Source organism: Amycolatopsis ponsaeliensis (genome assembly GCF_030182635.1).
GTDB classification, from domain to species: Bacteria; Actinomycetota; Actinomycetes; order Mycobacteriales; family Pseudonocardiaceae; genus Amycolatopsis; species Amycolatopsis ponsaeliensis.
On record NZ_JAPZLD010000012.1, the window covers coordinates 135,546 to 150,029 of the forward strand.

Below are 14,484 nucleotides of genomic sequence, written 5' to 3' on the forward strand. Positions count from 1 at the left end.
AATCCCGTGACCACCCCCGATGGCGCCCAAGCCGAGCGCACCGGGCTCGCCTGGCGGCGGACCGCTCTCGCCTCCGCCGCCTGCACCGTACTTCTCCTGCACTCCGCCGCCCAGCGCCATTGGGGTGTCTCGCTCGTCCCCGTGCTGCTCGCCGCCGTGACATCTGCCCTGCTCGCAGCCGTGGGCGTGCGCCGGGAACGAGCTCTGCGGACCGCCCGGCCCGCCGCGATGAGTCCTCTTCTGCCCGCCGTCGCGTCGCTCGCCGTGACCATGACTGCCGCTTCCGTGGCCGTCCTCCACTGACGGGTGAACTCGGCACATCCTGAAACCGATTAATCGCAATGTGCGGGGTCTGGTCGCGGGAACATCACGGTCACTGCTGCTAACGGGGTATTGGTACTTGAAATCTGGACTGATGCGCCATCCCGTGCTTACGATTACCCAGCGTCGCACGGAACGCAGGTAAGACCGGGTCTCCCGGAGTATCTGCGATCGGAACGTCACAGAGAGTTGATCCCCCGGCAGCGACGGTCGAGGGTCGGCCGGGGAGACGACTCATGACAGCACCGACGAGGACCGCCGAGCAGTCCGACAACAGCGATCGCGATTATCGCAGTCTGGAGTCATCTCCGAGGCCCAGCGGACGGCTCACCAAGGAGGACCTCGACCCGCTCGTCAAGGACGCGGGCGAGGGCAACCCCGCCGCCATCCACAACCTGCTCCAGATGATCGAGCCGGTCGTGGTGCGGTACTGCCGGGCGCGGATGGGCGGCCGCGACCTCTCCTACCTCTCGGCCGACGACGTCGCCCAGGAGGTGTGCCTCGCGGTGTTGAAGGCCCTTCCGGATTATCAGGACCGCGGCGGCTCCTTCCTCTACCTCGTCCACGCGATCGCGGCCAACAAGGTCGCCGACGCCTACCGCGCTGTCGCCCGCGACCGCTCCGAGCCCGTCCCCGAGCTCCCGGAGCGCCCGCTCGTCGCCGGCAACGAGCCCGAGACCCACGCGCTGCACCTCGACCTCGGCGCCCGCCTCGGCCGGTTGCTCGCGTCGCTGCCGCGGGTGCAGCAGGAAATCCTGACCCTGCGCATCGCCGTCGGCTTCTCCGCGCAGGAGACCGCCGAAGCGCTCGGGATCTCCGCGGGCAACGTCCGCGTGACGCAGCACCGCGCCCTGACCCGGCTGCGCGGCATGATCCACGACGAAGAGTTCTAGACCTCCCAGCCGCGAGCGGGGAAACCTCTTCTACCCCCTGGGGGAGGTCTCCCCGCTCGCATCCAAGCCGTAGACGCGGCGGGCGTTGTGCTCGAACACGCCCAGCCGCTCGGCGTCGGAAAGCCCGCCGGTCAGCGCGATCGCCGCGTCCAGAACCAGCTCATAAGACGCCGCCAGCTCGCACACCGGCCAGTCCGAGCCGAACACCATCCGCGAAGGACCGAACGCGTCCAGCACGTGGTCGACGTACCGGCGCAGGTGACCGACCTCCCAGCCCGTCCAGTCCGCCTCCGTGACCAGCCCGGAGAGCTTGCACGCGACGTTCTCGCGCGCCGCCAGCGCAGCAACCCCGGACGCCCAGGGCTCCCACTCCCCCGCCGCGATCGGCGGCTTCGCCGCGTGGTCCAGCACCAGCCGCAGCTCGGGCAACCGCAACGCCACCTCGGCCGCCGCGGGCAGCTGCGCCGGGCGCACCAGCAGGTCGTACGCCAGGCCCGCCGACGCCACCGTGCTCAGCCCGGCCACCACCGCCGGGCGCAGCAGCCAATCGTCGTCCGGCTCGTTCTCCACCTGGTGCCGGATCCCGACCAGCGGGCCCTCCTCACGAAGAGCGGCCAGCCGGTCGGCGACGTCCGGGGCCGCGAGGTCCACCCAGCCGACCACGCCCGCGATGACCGGCTCCGCCGAAGCCGTCGCGAGGAACTCCGAAGTCTCTTCGGCCGACGACACCGTCTGGACCAGCACCGTCGCGTGCACGCCGGCCGCCTTGGTCACCGCGCGCAGGTCGTCCACCGTGTACGGACGGCGGATCGGGTCGAGCGCCGCCCCCGCCATCCACGGGTACTCGCGCCGCGACGGGTCCCACAGGTGGTGGTGCGCGTCGATCATGAGGCTCCTTCGGCGATGACGACGTCGGCGCGCAGCAAGCCCGCGTCGACCAGTTCCTTCCACAGCTGGAGCGGCACCGCGGCCCGCGCGCGTCGTGCGTTGACGCTGACCTGGTCCGGATCATGCGCGCCGACGACGACCGACGCCACCGCGGGATGCGCCATCGGCAGCGCCAGCGCGGCTTCCGGCAGCTCGACGCCGTGGCGCGCGCAGACCTCGGCGATCCGCCCGGCGCGCTCGACCAGCTCCGGCGGGGCGTCGGCGTAGTCGTAGACGCGGCCCGGCTCGGCGGTCGCCAGGATGCCGCCGTTGAACGCGCCGCCGGCGACGACCGAGACGCCGCGATCGACGCAGAGCGGCAGCAGCTCGTCGAGCGCCGGCTGGTCGAGCAGCGTGTAGCGCCCGGCCACCAGCAGCACGTCGAGGTCGGTCCGGCGGACGAACTCCGTGAGCATCGGCGCCTGGTTCATCCCGGCGCCGAACGCGCGGATCACGCCCTGGTCCCGCAGCTCACGCAACGCGGGGAAGGCGCCGCGCAGGGCTTCCTCGAAGTGGTCGTCGGGGTCGTGCACGTAGACGATGTCGACGCGGTCGAGCCCTAGCCGCGTCAGGCTGTCCTCGAAAGAGCGCAGGACGCCGTCGCGGCTGAAGTCCCACCGGCGCTTGTACGCGGCCGGGACGGCGAAGCCCTGGTCGTCGCGCGCGCCCGCGCCGTCCGGGTTCGGCTCCAGCACGCGGCCGACCTTCGTCGAGAGCACGTACTCGTCGCGGGGATACGACCGCAGCGCCGCGCCGAGGCGCGTCTCCGACAGGCCGAGGCCGTAGTGCGGCGCGGTGTCGAAGTACCGGACGCCCTCGTCCCACGCGCGGCGCACGGTCGCGGCCGCGGTCTCGTCGCTGATCGCGTGGTAGAGGTTGCCCAGCTGCGCGCAGCCGAGCCCGAGCGGGGACAGGGAGAGTTCCAACGCCGTCACTCCTTCACCGGCAGTTCCCAGACCAGCCCGATGCCGGTGTCGTCGCCGGAGTAGTCGTCTTCGACGGCCAGCAGCTCGGCCATCCTGGCCTGCCACGGGACGTTCGCGGAGTGCTCCCGCAACGCCGCCCGCATCGCCGCGTAGTCGTCCACTTCGACGACGTGAAAGAGGTCGAGACCGTTACGCCAGATCCGCCAGGTGCGAACGCCGGCTTCGCGCAGGGCGACGTCCAGCTCTGGTGGGATGACGGCGTGGACGGACTCGTATTCGGCCTCTTTGCCAGGCTTGAGCCGGGTGTGCAGAGCCACTCTTTGCGGTGCGGGTCCGTGGGTCATCACCACTCCTTCGCCGGGACATGGCACGCTGGGGGTAACACCGAAACATCCGAGGTCTGTTGCAGGGAAGGGCGGACACGATGCCCGTCACCGATGTCGCGATCGACAAGATCAAGGACATGATCATCTCCGGCGAGCTGGCGCCGGGCGACCGGCTGCCGAAGGAGGCCGAGCTGGCCCAGCGGCTCGGGCTCTCGCGCAGCTCCCTGCGGGAGGCCGTCAAGGCGTTGTGCCTGATCAGGGTGCTCGACGTCCGCCAGGGCGACGGTACGTACGTCACCAGCCTCGAGCCGAACCTGCTGCTCGACGCGATGACGTTCGTGGTCGACTTCCACCGCGACGACACCGTGCTCGACTTCCTCGCCGTGCGGCGGATCCTCGAGCCGGCCGCGACCGCGCTGGCCGCGCTGCACATGAGCGACGACGACATCACCGAGCTGGGGCAGCTCCTCGGGGAGCTGGAGGACTCGCCGACGGTCGAGGCGCTGGTCGCCAACGATCTGCAGTTCCACCGCAAGATCGCCGACGGCTCCGGCAACCCGGTGCTCTGCTCGCTGCTCGACAGCCTTTCCGGGCCGACGGCCCGCGCCCGGATCTGGCGCGGCCTCACCCAGGAGGGCGCGGTCGCGAAGACCCGGGAGCAGCACTCGGCGATCTACGAGGCGATCGCGGCACGCGAGCCGGAACTGGCGCGCTCGTGGGCGACCGTGCACGTCGCGGGCGTGGAGCAGTGGCTGCGCAACGCACTGGGCACCGCGGACGACCCGACTGTGCCCGATTCGGACGCCGAGCCGGCCGCGGAAGCCTCCTGACAGTGATCCGATGATCACCGGGTGACCATCAGGTCTGGGGCTTTCCGCCCGCGTACCGGGCGATGATCAGCGCGACCAGGATGATGGCGCCGTAGATCGCGCCCTGCCACTCCGCTGTCACGTGCGCGTAGTTGAGCAGGCTCGACACCGACGACAACAGCAGGACGCCGGTGAGGGCACCGACCAGGGTGCCCTTGCCGCCGTCGAGCGAGACGCCGCCGATCACCGCCGCCGCGAACACCTGCAGGATCAGCCCCGAGCCCTGGTTCGCGCCGAGCGCGCCGACGTAACCCGTGTACGCGAGCCCGCCGATCGCCGCGAGGATCCCGGCGACGACGAACACGGCCCACGCGATCCGGTCGACGCGCACACCCGCGGCCCGCGCGGCTTCGCGGTTGCCGCCGATCGCGTACAGCGCGCGGCCGACGCGGTGGTAGCGCAGCACCCAGCCGGCGATCGCGAACAGCGCCGCGGCCAGCCAGACCGACATCGGCAGCCCGAGGAACGTCGTGGTCGCCAGGTTCGTGAACGAGTCCGGCAGGTTGAACAGCGTCTTGCCCTTGGTCGACCCGACCTGCACGCCGCGCAGCACGGTGAGCATCGCCAGCGTCACGATGAAGGCGTTCAGCTTCAGCTTCACGATCAGGAAGCCGTTGACGAACCCGACGAGCGCGCCGCACAGCGGGATCACCAAGAGCCCGATCGCGGCGGGCAGTTCCACGCCGAAGCCGGCCGACGCCGCCGGGATCACGACCATCGCGCCCAGCGCGGGCGCCAGGCCCATCGTGGATTCCAGCGACAGGTCGAACTTCCCGGTGATCAGCACCAGCGACTCGCCCAGCACGACCAGCGACAGCGCCGCCGACGCGGTCAGGATGCTGACGATGTTGCTCCAGCCGACGAACGTGTCGTCGACCAGGCCGCCGATGACGAACACCACGATGAGCGCGGGCAGCAGCGCGAGTTCACGCAGCCAGACGGCTTTCCGGCGCCGGGGTGGCGCGGGCAGCTCCGTCTGCGGAGAGGTCATCACGTCGGTCACGAAAGCTCGACTCCTTCGATGTCGGCCACGAGGTCGCCGTCGGACCACCCGGCCTCGTGCTCGGCGACCACGGCTCCGGCGCGCAGCACCAGGACCCGGTCGCTCAGGCGCAGGTCGTCGAGCTCGTCGCTGACGATCAGCACCGCCTTGCCCTCGGCGCGCACCCGGTCGACGACCGCGAGCAGCGCCTCCTTCGACTTCACGTCCACCCCGGCGGTCGGGTTGATCAGCACGACCACCCGCGGGTCGCTCAGCAGCGCCCGGGCCAGCACGATCTTCTGCTGGTTGCCGCCGGAGAGGTCGGACACCGGCTGCTCGGCGCCCGCGGCCACGATGTCGTAGTCCTTCAGCGCCTGCGACGCCTTCGCGTGCCGCGTACTCGGCGACGCGATCCCGCCACGCCCCAGTTTGTCCAAGATGGACAGGGTGGCGTTGTCGGCGATCGAGTGCGCCAGCACCAGGCCTTCGTGGTGGCGGTCGCGCGGCACGCAGCCGATCCCGGCCCGGATGGCCGCCGGGATGTCGCCCGGTCGCAACGGCTTGCCGTCGACGCGGACCGTGCCCGCGGACGGCGTCCGCAGGCCGTAGACCGTCTCGGCGACCTGGTGCTTCCCGCTGGCGTTGCTGCCCGCGAGCCCGACGACTTCGCCCTGGTGGAGCCGGAACGAGACGTCGTGGAAGCTGTCGCCGGACAGCCCGTCGACGCTCAAGATCTCCGCGGCGTCCGCTTCCAGCGACTCCCGGGAAGCGGCGTCGCGGACGGACAGGCCGCCGGGTTCGCCGGTCATCGCGTCGACCAGTTCGGCCTTGCCGACCTCGGCCACCGGCGCGGTGAGCACGTGCTTCGCGTCGCGCAGCACCGTGACGGCCTGGCAGACCTCGTACACCTCGTGCAGGTGGTGCGAGATGAACAGGAACGTCACCCCGCCCGCCTGCATCTGGCGCATCCGCTCGAAGAGCCGCTCGATGGCCTGGCTGTCCAGCTGCGCGGTCGGTTCGTCGAGGACGATGAACCGGGCGCCGTAGGACAGCGCGCGGGCGATCTCGACGAACTGCCGGTCCTCGACCGACAGCTCGCCGGCCGGGGTGTCGACGTCGACGTGCACGTCCCACGAGTCGAGCAGCTCGCGGGCCTTGCGCCGCAACGACTTCCAGCCGATCGAGAACCCGCCGCCCGCCTGCCGGTTGAGGAACAGGTTCTCGGCGACGGTGAGCTGCGGGACGACCATCGCGTGCTGGTACACGCAGGCGACGCGGGCCTTCCAGTCGTCCTGCTTGGTCAGCGCGGGGGCCGGCTCGCCGCCGAACTCGACGTGCCCGGTGTCCGTGGGGGACAGACCGGTGAGGATGGAGACGAGCGTCGACTTGCCGGCCCCGTTGCGCCCGACGAGCGCGTGCGACTCGCCGGGGTGCACGGTGAGGCTGACGTCGTGCAGCGCCACGGTCGGGCCGTAGCGCTTTCCGACACCGATCGCGCTGACCACCGGGACGGCGGTTTCGCCGGCGGGCAGCGCGGTCACAGGTTGTTCCCCCAGAGGGCCTTGTCGTCCACGTTGGCCTTGGTGATGACGGGCGCGGGCAGCTGGTCCTCGAGGATGCCGGGGCTGATCTCGACGATGGTGCTGTCGTGGTCGGTCGGGCCGGGCTTGAACGTCTCGCCCGCCATGGCCTTCTTCAGCCAGTAGAGGCCGTACTTCGCGTACGCGTCGGCCGGCTGGGACACGGTGGCGTCCAGTTCGCCGGCGCGGATCGCGGCCAGCTCCTGCGGGATGCCGTCGTTCGAGACGAGCACGATGTGCTTCGGGTCGCCGACCGGGAAGAACAGGTTCTTGCGCTTGAGGGCCTGCTCGGTCGGGGCCAGGTAGACGCCGCCGGCCTGCATGTAGACGCCCTTGATGTCCGGGTTCGCGGTCAGCATGCTGTCCAGCCCGGAGGACGCCTTGTCGGCCTTCCACTCGGCCGGGATCTCCAGCACCTGAACGCCGGGGTACTTGGACTTCATGCAGTCGCGGAAGGCTTCCGAGCGGTCGCGGCCGTTGACCGACGCGAGGTCGCCCATGATCTGCACGACCTTGCCGGACTTGACCTTCTCGCCGATCGCGTCGCAGGCCTTGGTGCCGTAGGCCTTGTTGTCGGCCCGCACGACCATGGCGACCTTGCCGCTCTCGGGAGCGACGTCGACCGCGACGACCGGCACGCCCTTGTTCTCCGCCTGCTTGAGCCCGGCGACGATCGCGGCCGAGTCCAGCGGCGTGACGACCAGGCCCTTGACGCCCTGGTTGAGGAAGGTGCCGATGTCGGTGATCAGCTTCGCCGGGTCGCTGTCCGCGTTGACCGTCGGGAGGACGTCGACGCCCTCGGACTTGGCCATCTGCGGCACGTAGTTGTTGTAGGCCTGCCAGAACGGCGAGGTCAGCAGCGGGAGCGTCGCGCCGACCTTGCCCCCGGAGCCGCCGCCCGCCGCGGGCGCCGACGCGTTGTCCTTAGTGGACCCGCAGGCGGCCAGAACCAGGCCGCAGACGGCGGCCGTCGCGGCCACCTGGATCACCCTGTTGCGCACCGCATCCTCCTTGATGACAGCGGAAATCAAGTCTCTTACTGGGGCTGAACCGGGCCGCGCGGGCGCAGGCCGTACATGCCGCCGTCCACCGCGAGCGCGGTGCCGGTGGTCGAAGCGGAAAGCGGGCTGGCGAGGTAGACGATGGCGTTCGCGACCTCGTCCGCGGTGACCAGCCGGCCCATCGGCTGGCGCGCGGCGAGCGCCGCGCGTTCGGCCGCCGGGTCGCCGGCGGCGTCGAGCAGCCGGCCCACCCAGGGGGTGTCCGCCGTCCCGGGGCACACGCAGTTGACGCGGATCCGGTCGGGCAGGTGGTCGGTCGCCATGGCCAGGGTCAGCGAGAGCACCGCGCCCTTGGTGGCCGAGTAGAGCGCGCGGTTGGGCAGGCCGGCCCAGGCCGCGATGGAGCAGGTGTTGACGATCGCCGCGGACGGCGAGTTCTTGAGGTGCGGCAGCGCGGCGCGCGCGAGCCGGACCATGCCGACGACGTTGACGTCGAACACGCGGTGCCACTCGTCGTCACCGTTGCCCGTGACGTCGCCCTGCGCGCCGATGCCGGCGTTGTTGACGAGGATGTCGAGGCGCCCGAAGCGTTCCACGACAGCGTCGATCGCGGTGCGGACTTCGTCGTCCGAAGAGACGTCGCAGCGGATGCCGTCGTCGCCCGGCTTCAGGTCGAGGACCGCCACCTGCGCGCCGCGCTCGGCCAACAGCGTGGCCGCGGCCAGGCCGATGCCCGAGGCGCCTCCGGTGACGGCGGCCACCAGGCCCTCGAATTCACTCACTTGCGGTCTCCGTCCACTCGGGACCGTCCGGGAACCGGAAGCGGCGCAGCGTCGCGTCGTGCATGCGCGCGGAGAACCCGGGGGCGGTCGGGGCGAGGTACCGGCCGCGCTCGACGACGGCCGGGTCGGTGAAGTGCTCGTGCAGGTGGTCGACCCACTCGATGGAGCGGTCCGCGTCGGTGCCGGACACCGCCACGAAGTCGAACATCGAGAGGTGCCGGACGAGCTCGCAGAGCCCGACGCCGCCGGCGTGCGGGCACACCGGGACGCCGAACTTGGCGGCCAGCAGCAGGATCGCGAGGTTCTCGTTGAACCCGCCGACGCGTGCGGCGTCGAGCTGCAACACCGAAATCGCGTCCGCCTGCAGCAGCTGCTTGAAGACGACGCGGTTCTGGACGTGCTCACCGGTGGCGACGCGGATCGGGGCAAGCGCTTTCGCGATGGCCGCGTGCCCGAGGACGTCGTCCGGGGAGGTCGGTTCTTCGATCCAGTACGGGTCGTACGGCGCGAGCTCGGTCATCCAGTCGACCGCGGCCTGGACGTCCCAGCGCTGGTTGGCGTCGACCGCGATCCGGATGCCGTCGCCGACTGTCTCGCGGGCGAGCTTCATGCGCCGGACGTCGTCCTCGAGGTTGCCGCCGACCTTGAGCTTGATCATCTCGAAGCCGTCGGCGACGGCCTGTTCGGCCAGCCGCACCAGCTTCGCGTCGGCGTACCCGAGCCAGCCGGGGGACGTGCTGTAGGCGCGGTAGCCGTGCGCTTCCAGCTGTTTCGTCCGCTCGGCACGGCCGGGTTCCGCGCGCCTCAGGATGTCGAGGGCCTCGGCTTCGGTGAGCGCGTCACTCAAGTAGCGGAAGTCGACGAGACTGACGAGTTCTTCGGGGGTCATCCGCGCCGCGAACTTCCAGACGGGCAGTCCGGCGCGGCGCGCGGCGAGGTCCCAGGCTGCGTTGACCACCGCGCCGACGGCCATGTGCGCGACGCCCTTTTCCGGGCCCAGCCAGCGGAACTGCGAGTCGCCGACAAGCGTGCGCGACAGGTCGCCGAGCGCGGCCGCGTCGGCCGGGACGTCCCGGCCGACGACGTGCGGGGCGAGCGCGCGGATCGCGGCGGCCTGGACGTCGTTGCCGCGGCCGATGGTGAACGCGAGCCCGTAGCCGTCCGGGCCGCCGTCGGTGTGCAGCACGACGTAGGCGGCGGAGTAGTCCGGGTCGGGGTTCATGGCGTCCGAGCCGTCGAGTTCCCGGGAGGTCGGGAACCGGACGTCGAGGACCTCCATGCCGATGATCTTCGCCATGGTCAGGCCTGCCTCGCGGTCTGGCGCTGGCGGCCGAGGCCGTCGACCTCCAGCTCGATCACGTCGCCGTCGCGGAGGTAGGGCTTGGGGTCGGGCTGGCCGAGCGCGACGCCCTCCGGGGTTCCCGTGTTGATGAGGTCGCCGGGGCGCAGCACCATGACCTGGCTCAGGTGGTGGATGATCTCGGCCACGGAGAAGATCATGTCCTTGGTCGACGAGTCCTGCTTCTTCTCGCCGTTGATCCACAGCCGCAGGCCGAGGTCCTGCGGGTCGGGCACCTCGGCCGCGGGGACCAGCGCCGGGCCGAGCGGGTTGAAGTTCTCGCACGACTTGCCCTTGTCCCACTGGGCGGTGCGGAACTGCAGCGCGCGCTCGGAAACGTCGTTCGAGACGACGTAGCCGGCGACGTAGTCCAGGGCCTCGTCAACGTTGTCGAGGTAGCGCGCGGTCTTGCCGATGACGACGCCGAGCTCGACCTCCCAGTCGGTGCTGACCGACCCGCGCGGGATGAGGACGTCGTCGGCCGGGCCGACCACGACGTCCGGCGCCTTCATGAAGACGACGGGCTCGGTCGGCGGCGTCGCGCCGGTCTCTTCCGCGTGGCGGCGGTAGTTCATGCCGATGCAGACGACCTTGCCGGGCTGGGCGATGGGCGGACCGACGCGCAGGCCGTCGACGTCCGCCTTCGGCAGCTCCCCGGCGGCGAGCGCGGCGGCCGCGCGGGCGACGCCGTCCGCGGCGAGGAAACCGCCGTCGATGTCGGCGGTCAGGCCGCCCAGCTCGTAGGTCGTGCCGTCGTCGGCACGCACGAACGGACGCTCACTTCCCGGCTCCCCGAGGCGCACAAGCTGCACGGATTTTCCCTTCACCCGCTCGACCAGACATCCGATGTATATCGCAGTCAGGGTCGCCAATCCAGAGCCGTCGCCCAATCGACCGGAAATTGATCGGATCAGTACCGGTACAGTGCTCGTTTGAGCACGGGGTGTCACCGCTCACAGCCGGAATAGCGCAGGTCACCGCGTCGCTGGTCGGAGTCAGGGACCCGAGGAGGCGCATGACCATCACGCCGGAACGTACCGCGACGAGCAGGCGGACGCAGCTGAAGTTCGTCCTCGTCCTCGGTGGTCTCTCGGCGTTCGGGCCGCTGTCGATCGACATGTACCTGCCCGCGCTGCCGCGGATGGCGGGCGACCTGCACGCGGCGGACACGACGGTCCAGCTGACGCTCAGCGCGTTCATCGCCGGCCTGGCCCTGGGCCAGCTGGTGCTCGGACCGCTGTCGGACGCGCTGGGCCGCCGTCGCCCGCTGCTGGTGGGCCTGGCGCTGTACGTCGTGGGCTCGGTGCTGTGCGCGGTGAGCCCGGACGCCTGGCTGCTGGTCGCGGCGCGGGGCGTGCAGTCCCTCGGCGCGGCGGCCGGCATCGTGATCGCGCGGGCCACGGTGCGGGACCTCTACTCGGGCACCGCGATGACGAAGTTCTTCTCGACGCTGATGCTGGTGAGCGGGCTGGCCCCGATCCTGGCGCCGCTGATCGGCGGGCAGCTGCTGAACTGGACGTCGTGGCGCGGGGTGTTCGTCGTGCTGACGGTGTTCGGCGCGCTGCTGCTGGCCGTGGTGGTGTTCTTCTTTCCCGAGCCTTCTTCGACGCGGTCCCCGGCGCGGCTCGGTCAGGTGATGCGGACGTACGGCCGGCTGGCGCTGGACCGGTCGTTCGCGGGGTACGCGCTGGCGTCCGGGCTGCTGTTCGCGTCGATGTTCGCCTACATCTCGGGCTCGTCGTTCGCGTTGCAGGGCGTCTACGGGCTGAGTCCGCAGGCGTACAGCGTGGTCTTCGGCGTGAACGGCGTCGGGATCGTGCTGGCGGGCCAGCTCAACGGGCGGCTCGTGGGGCGGATCCGCGAGCGGGCGCTGCTGCTTTCCGGCTTGCTGCTCGGGGTCTTCGGCGGGGCCGCGGTGCTGGTGTCGGTGTTCGTCCGGGCTCCCCTGGCGTTTCTTCTGGTGTCGTTGTTCCTGCTGGTGTCGAGCATCGGCCTGGTGATGCCGAACGCGAGTTCGCTGGCGCTGGCTTCCCACGCTCGGTCCGCGGGAGCGGCCTCGGCGTTGCTGGGGGTGCTGCAGTTCGTGGTGGGTGCGGTGGCGACGCCGCTGGTCGGGCTGGGCGGCCCCGGGACCGCGGTGCCGATGGCCGCGACGATGGCGGGGTTCGCCGTGCTGGCCTTGGTGGCTTATCTCGCTCTGACGCGCCCGGCTACTTCCTGAGCAGGCGTTCCAGCTCTTCGCCGGCCGGCTCGTGGCCGGCGTCGGCGATCCGCTGCAGCTCCAGGAGGTCTTCCGCGGCGACCGCGCGCCGGGTGAGCAGGACGCCGGCGTGGTCGCAGCCCTCGTCGAGCAGCTCGCTCAGCTCTTCGACGTCGCCGCGGGCGTCGGCGAGGTCGGCGAGCCGGTCGAGCGCCGTCTCGTTGCCCTCGTCGGCCAGCGCGCGCAGGGTCTCGTAGTCCGCCATGCCCGCCATCCTGCAACCTTGCCCCAAGGGCAAGGTCAAGTGGGACGATGGCCGGGTGCTCACCATCGGACAGCTCGCCGGGTACGTCGGGGTCACGGCCAAGACGATCCGCGTCTACCACGCGAAGGGCCTCCTTCCGGAGCCGCCGCGCGACGCGTCCGGCTACCGCCGCTATAGCGCGGCCGACGCCGTGGAGCTGATCAAGATCCGCACGCTCGCCGAGGCCGGCGTGCCGCTGGCGCGCATCCGCGAGCTCCGCTCCGGCGACGGTCTCGGCGAGGCGTTGCGGCAGATCGACGACGACCTGTCCGCCCGCATCCGCGGCCTGCGGGAGACCCAGGAGCGGCTCCGGCAACTGGCCGGCGGGCAGCTGTCCGCGCTGCCCGCCGACGTCGTGGAGTTTCTTTCGCGCATGTCCGGCCTCGGGTTCAGCGAGCGGTGGGTGGCGCTGCAGAAGGACCTGTGGCTGCTGGTGTTCGCCACGCATCCCGAAACGGCCCGCGCGAACTTCCGGGACCAGTCGTCGATGCTGGCCGACCCGGCACTGCTGCCGATCGTTCTCGAGTACGACGGCGTGCACGACCTCGACCCGCGGGACCCCCGCGTCGACGCGCTCGCCGCCAAGCTCATTTCGGCGACGCACGCCCGCTACGGCGAGGAACTTCCTTCGTACGACAAGGGTTCCGCGATCCCGGCACTGGTGCAGGGCGCCGTCAACGCGTCGTCGCCCGCTTGGCGACGGCTCGACTCCCTGCTCCGCGAACGCCTCAGGTGAGCGACGCCAGATCCGCGGTCTTGAGCTGCTCCGCCGTCACCTTCGTCCGGCCGTCCACGAGCGCGCTCAACGCATCCCCGTCGTCCCACATGTTCACGTTCATCGCCGCCGACACCTCGCCGTCGCGCAGCCAGAACGCCGTGAACTCGCGGGCCGCGAGATCGCCTCGGACCACCAGCTCGTCCGCCGCCGGGTCCGCGAGCCCGCGGTATTCGCAGCCCAGGTCGTACTGGTCCGTGAAGAAGTACGGCGAGGCGAGGTACGGCTCGTTCTCCCCCAGCAGGTTCTGCGCCACGTGCGTGCCCTGGTCCTTCGCGTTCGACCAGTGCTCCACGCGGATGCGGTGCCCGTAGCGCGGGTGGAAGTGGGCCGCGATGTCGCCCACCGCGTACACGTCCGGGGCCGCCGTGCGCAGGCCCGCGTCCACGCACACCCCGCCGTCGTCGGACAGCTCCAAGCCCGCCGCGTGGGCCAGCTCCACCCGGGGTGCCGCGCCGACCGCCACCAGGACCACGTCCGCCGTCAGCTCGTCGCCGCCGCTCAGCCGGACGCCGCGGACGCCGTCCGGGCCGCCCGTGATCTCCGCGACCTGCTCGCCCAGGCGCCAGTGGACGCCCTTTTCCGTGTGCAGGTCCCGGAACACCCCGCCGACCGTCTCGCCGATCACGGTGGCCAGCGGCACCGCGACCGGGTCCACCACCGTCACGTCCGCGTTGTGCGTGCGGGCCGCCGCGGCGGCTTCCGAGCCGATCCAGCCGGCGCCGACGATCACCACCCGCTCCGCCTCGGCGAACGCCGAACGCAGCTTGAGCGCGTCGTCGAGGCTGCGCAGTGTGTACAGCCCGGGAAGGTCGCCGCCGGGGACCGGGAGCGAGCGCGGCCGCGAGCCGGTCGCCAGCACGAGGCGGTCGTAGCGGTGCTCGCCGCCCGCGTCGTCCAACACCAGCCGCGCGCCCAGCTCGACGCGGGTCGCCGTGACGCCCGCGCTGAAGCGGATGTCGTGCTCCGCGTAGTACTTCTCTTCGTGCACCCAGTCGGGCTCGTCGGTGGTGCCGAGCAGCACGCCCTTCGACAACGGCGGCAGCTCGTACGGCCGGTGCGGGTCGGCGCCCATCAGCAGGACCTCGCCGGTATAACCGCGTTCGCGCAACGCGGCCGCGGCGGACGCGCCGCCCAAGCCCGCTCCGACGATGACGATCTTCCGCGGCTCCGGCATCAGTGACCTCCCACGTCGACGAGTCCGTGCGGACGGTACTCCGGAACGGGCCCGGCCACGACCGGGGGATACGCCGGAAATC

Annotated in this window: 16 protein-coding genes; 5 read left to right on the forward strand and 11 right to left on the reverse strand. The window is 71.2% G+C overall.

The features are described from left to right. Positions 1-6 precede the first annotated feature (6 nt). Together QQ657_RS19780 and shbA are read left to right on the forward strand one after the other, a co-directional pair. On the forward strand, positions 7-303 hold the full coding sequence (locus tag QQ657_RS19780; RefSeq protein ID WP_284743646.1) for a DUF202 domain-containing protein: 297 nt from the start codon (positions 7-9) through the stop codon (positions 301-303). A gap of 254 nt (positions 304-557) precedes the next feature. Then, positions 558-1,214: an RNA polymerase sigma factor ShbA gene (gene shbA, locus QQ657_RS19785; protein ID WP_284743647.1), complete on the forward strand. Its 657-nt coding sequence runs from the start codon at positions 558-560 to the stop codon at positions 1,212-1,214. Between the two features lie 30 nt (positions 1,215-1,244). On the opposite strand, the gene QQ657_RS19790 is transcribed toward shbA, so the two are convergent. Genes QQ657_RS19790 through QQ657_RS19800 form a run of 3 tightly spaced genes read right to left on the reverse strand, consistent with a single transcriptional unit; the run spans position 1,245 to position 3,411 of the window. Beyond that, complete coding sequence (locus tag QQ657_RS19790; protein ID WP_284743648.1) at positions 1,245-2,102, reverse strand: amidohydrolase family protein; 858 nt, start codon at positions 2,100-2,102, stop codon at positions 1,245-1,247. Then, positions 2,099-3,067: an aldo/keto reductase gene (locus QQ657_RS19795; protein ID WP_284743649.1), complete on the reverse strand. Its 969-nt coding sequence runs from the start codon at positions 3,065-3,067 to the stop codon at positions 2,099-2,101. The genes QQ657_RS19790 and QQ657_RS19795 overlap by 4 nt, the downstream gene beginning before the upstream one ends. Positions 3,068-3,072: 5 nt before the next feature. Next, positions 3,073-3,411: an L-rhamnose mutarotase gene (locus QQ657_RS19800; RefSeq protein ID WP_284743650.1), complete on the reverse strand. Its 339-nt coding sequence runs from the start codon at positions 3,409-3,411 to the stop codon at positions 3,073-3,075. Between the two features lie 80 nt (positions 3,412-3,491). Here QQ657_RS19800 and QQ657_RS19805 point away from each other — a divergent pair, with 80 nt between their 5' ends. After that, a complete protein-coding gene (locus tag QQ657_RS19805) occupies positions 3,492-4,223 on the forward strand; it encodes a FadR/GntR family transcriptional regulator (protein WP_155545211.1) in 732 nt (243 codons plus the stop codon). A gap of 28 nt (positions 4,224-4,251) precedes the next feature. Here the strand turns inward: QQ657_RS19805 and QQ657_RS19810 are convergent, their stop codons facing one another. Genes QQ657_RS19810 through QQ657_RS19835 form a run of 6 tightly spaced genes read right to left on the reverse strand, consistent with a single transcriptional unit; the run spans position 4,252 to position 10,758 of the window. Then, entirely contained in the window at positions 4,252-5,265 is a 1,014-nt protein-coding gene (locus QQ657_RS19810) for an ABC transporter permease (RefSeq protein ID WP_284743651.1), read from the reverse strand. Next, on the reverse strand, positions 5,262-6,785 hold the full coding sequence (locus QQ657_RS19815) for a sugar ABC transporter ATP-binding protein (RefSeq protein ID WP_284743652.1): 1,524 nt from the start codon (positions 6,783-6,785) through the stop codon (positions 5,262-5,264). Before QQ657_RS19815 ends, QQ657_RS19810 begins: the two co-directional genes overlap by 4 nt. Beyond that, positions 6,782-7,813: a sugar ABC transporter substrate-binding protein gene (locus QQ657_RS19820; protein WP_284743756.1), complete on the reverse strand. Its 1,032-nt coding sequence runs from the start codon at positions 7,811-7,813 to the stop codon at positions 6,782-6,784. Before QQ657_RS19820 ends, QQ657_RS19815 begins: the two co-directional genes overlap by 4 nt. 47 nt (positions 7,814-7,860) lie before the next feature. Further along, positions 7,861-8,607: an SDR family NAD(P)-dependent oxidoreductase gene (locus QQ657_RS19825; RefSeq protein ID WP_284743653.1), complete on the reverse strand. Its 747-nt coding sequence runs from the start codon at positions 8,605-8,607 to the stop codon at positions 7,861-7,863. Continuing rightward, entirely contained in the window at positions 8,600-9,904 is a 1,305-nt protein-coding gene (locus QQ657_RS19830) for an enolase C-terminal domain-like protein (RefSeq protein WP_284743654.1), read from the reverse strand. Before QQ657_RS19830 ends, QQ657_RS19825 begins: the two co-directional genes overlap by 8 nt. Positions 9,905-9,906: 2 nt before the next feature. Next, positions 9,907-10,758, reverse strand: a complete 852-nt coding sequence (locus QQ657_RS19835; protein WP_284743655.1) for a fumarylacetoacetate hydrolase family protein — start codon at positions 10,756-10,758, stop codon at positions 9,907-9,909. A gap of 203 nt (positions 10,759-10,961) precedes the next feature. Between QQ657_RS19835 and QQ657_RS19840 the strand changes: the two genes are divergently transcribed. Further along, entirely contained in the window at positions 10,962-12,167 is a 1,206-nt protein-coding gene (locus QQ657_RS19840; RefSeq protein WP_284743656.1) for a multidrug effflux MFS transporter, read from the forward strand. On the opposite strand, the gene QQ657_RS19845 is transcribed toward QQ657_RS19840, so the two are convergent. Then, positions 12,157-12,411: a hypothetical protein gene (locus QQ657_RS19845; protein ID WP_284743657.1), complete on the reverse strand. Its 255-nt coding sequence runs from the start codon at positions 12,409-12,411 to the stop codon at positions 12,157-12,159. The genes QQ657_RS19840 and QQ657_RS19845 overlap by 11 nt on opposite strands. On the opposite strand from QQ657_RS19845, the gene QQ657_RS19850 reads away from it, so the two are divergent. Further along, positions 12,410-13,186, forward strand: coding sequence for a MerR family transcriptional regulator (locus tag QQ657_RS19850; RefSeq protein ID WP_284743658.1), 777 nt, complete (start codon positions 12,410-12,412; stop codon positions 13,184-13,186). The two genes, QQ657_RS19845 and QQ657_RS19850, sit on opposite strands and share 2 nt — an antisense overlap. Here the strand turns inward: QQ657_RS19850 and QQ657_RS19855 are convergent. Continuing rightward, positions 13,179-14,402, reverse strand: a complete 1,224-nt coding sequence (locus tag QQ657_RS19855) for an NAD(P)/FAD-dependent oxidoreductase (protein ID WP_284743659.1) — start codon at positions 14,400-14,402, stop codon at positions 13,179-13,181. The genes QQ657_RS19850 and QQ657_RS19855 overlap by 8 nt on opposite strands. Positions 14,403-14,484 lie beyond the last annotated feature (82 nt).

Excerpts from the sequence above, each read along its gene's own strand:
- shbA (WP_284743647.1), top strand. The coding sequence starts at position 558 with ATGACAGCACCGACGAGGACCGCCGAGCAGTCCGACAACAGCGATCGC.
- QQ657_RS19790 (WP_284743648.1), bottom strand. The coding sequence starts at position 2,102 with ATGATCGACGCGCACCACCACCTGTGGGACCCGTCGCGGCGCGAGTAC.
- QQ657_RS19800 (WP_284743650.1), bottom strand. The coding sequence starts at position 3,411 with ATGACCCACGGACCCGCACCGCAAAGAGTGGCTCTGCACACCCGGCTC.
- QQ657_RS19805 (WP_155545211.1), top strand. The coding sequence starts at position 3,492 with ATGCCCGTCACCGATGTCGCGATCGACAAGATCAAGGACATGATCATC.
- QQ657_RS19830 (WP_284743654.1), bottom strand. The coding sequence starts at position 9,904 with ATGGCGAAGATCATCGGCATGGAGGTCCTCGACGTCCGGTTCCCGACC.
- QQ657_RS19840 (WP_284743656.1), top strand. The coding sequence starts at position 10,962 with ATGACCATCACGCCGGAACGTACCGCGACGAGCAGGCGGACGCAGCTG.
- QQ657_RS19850 (WP_284743658.1), top strand. The coding sequence starts at position 12,410 with ATGCCCGCCATCCTGCAACCTTGCCCCAAGGGCAAGGTCAAGTGGGAC.
- QQ657_RS19845 (WP_284743657.1), bottom strand. The coding sequence starts at position 12,411 with ATGGCGGACTACGAGACCCTGCGCGCGCTGGCCGACGAGGGCAACGAG.
- QQ657_RS19855 (WP_284743659.1), bottom strand. The coding sequence starts at position 14,402 with ATGCCGGAGCCGCGGAAGATCGTCATCGTCGGAGCGGGCTTGGGCGGC.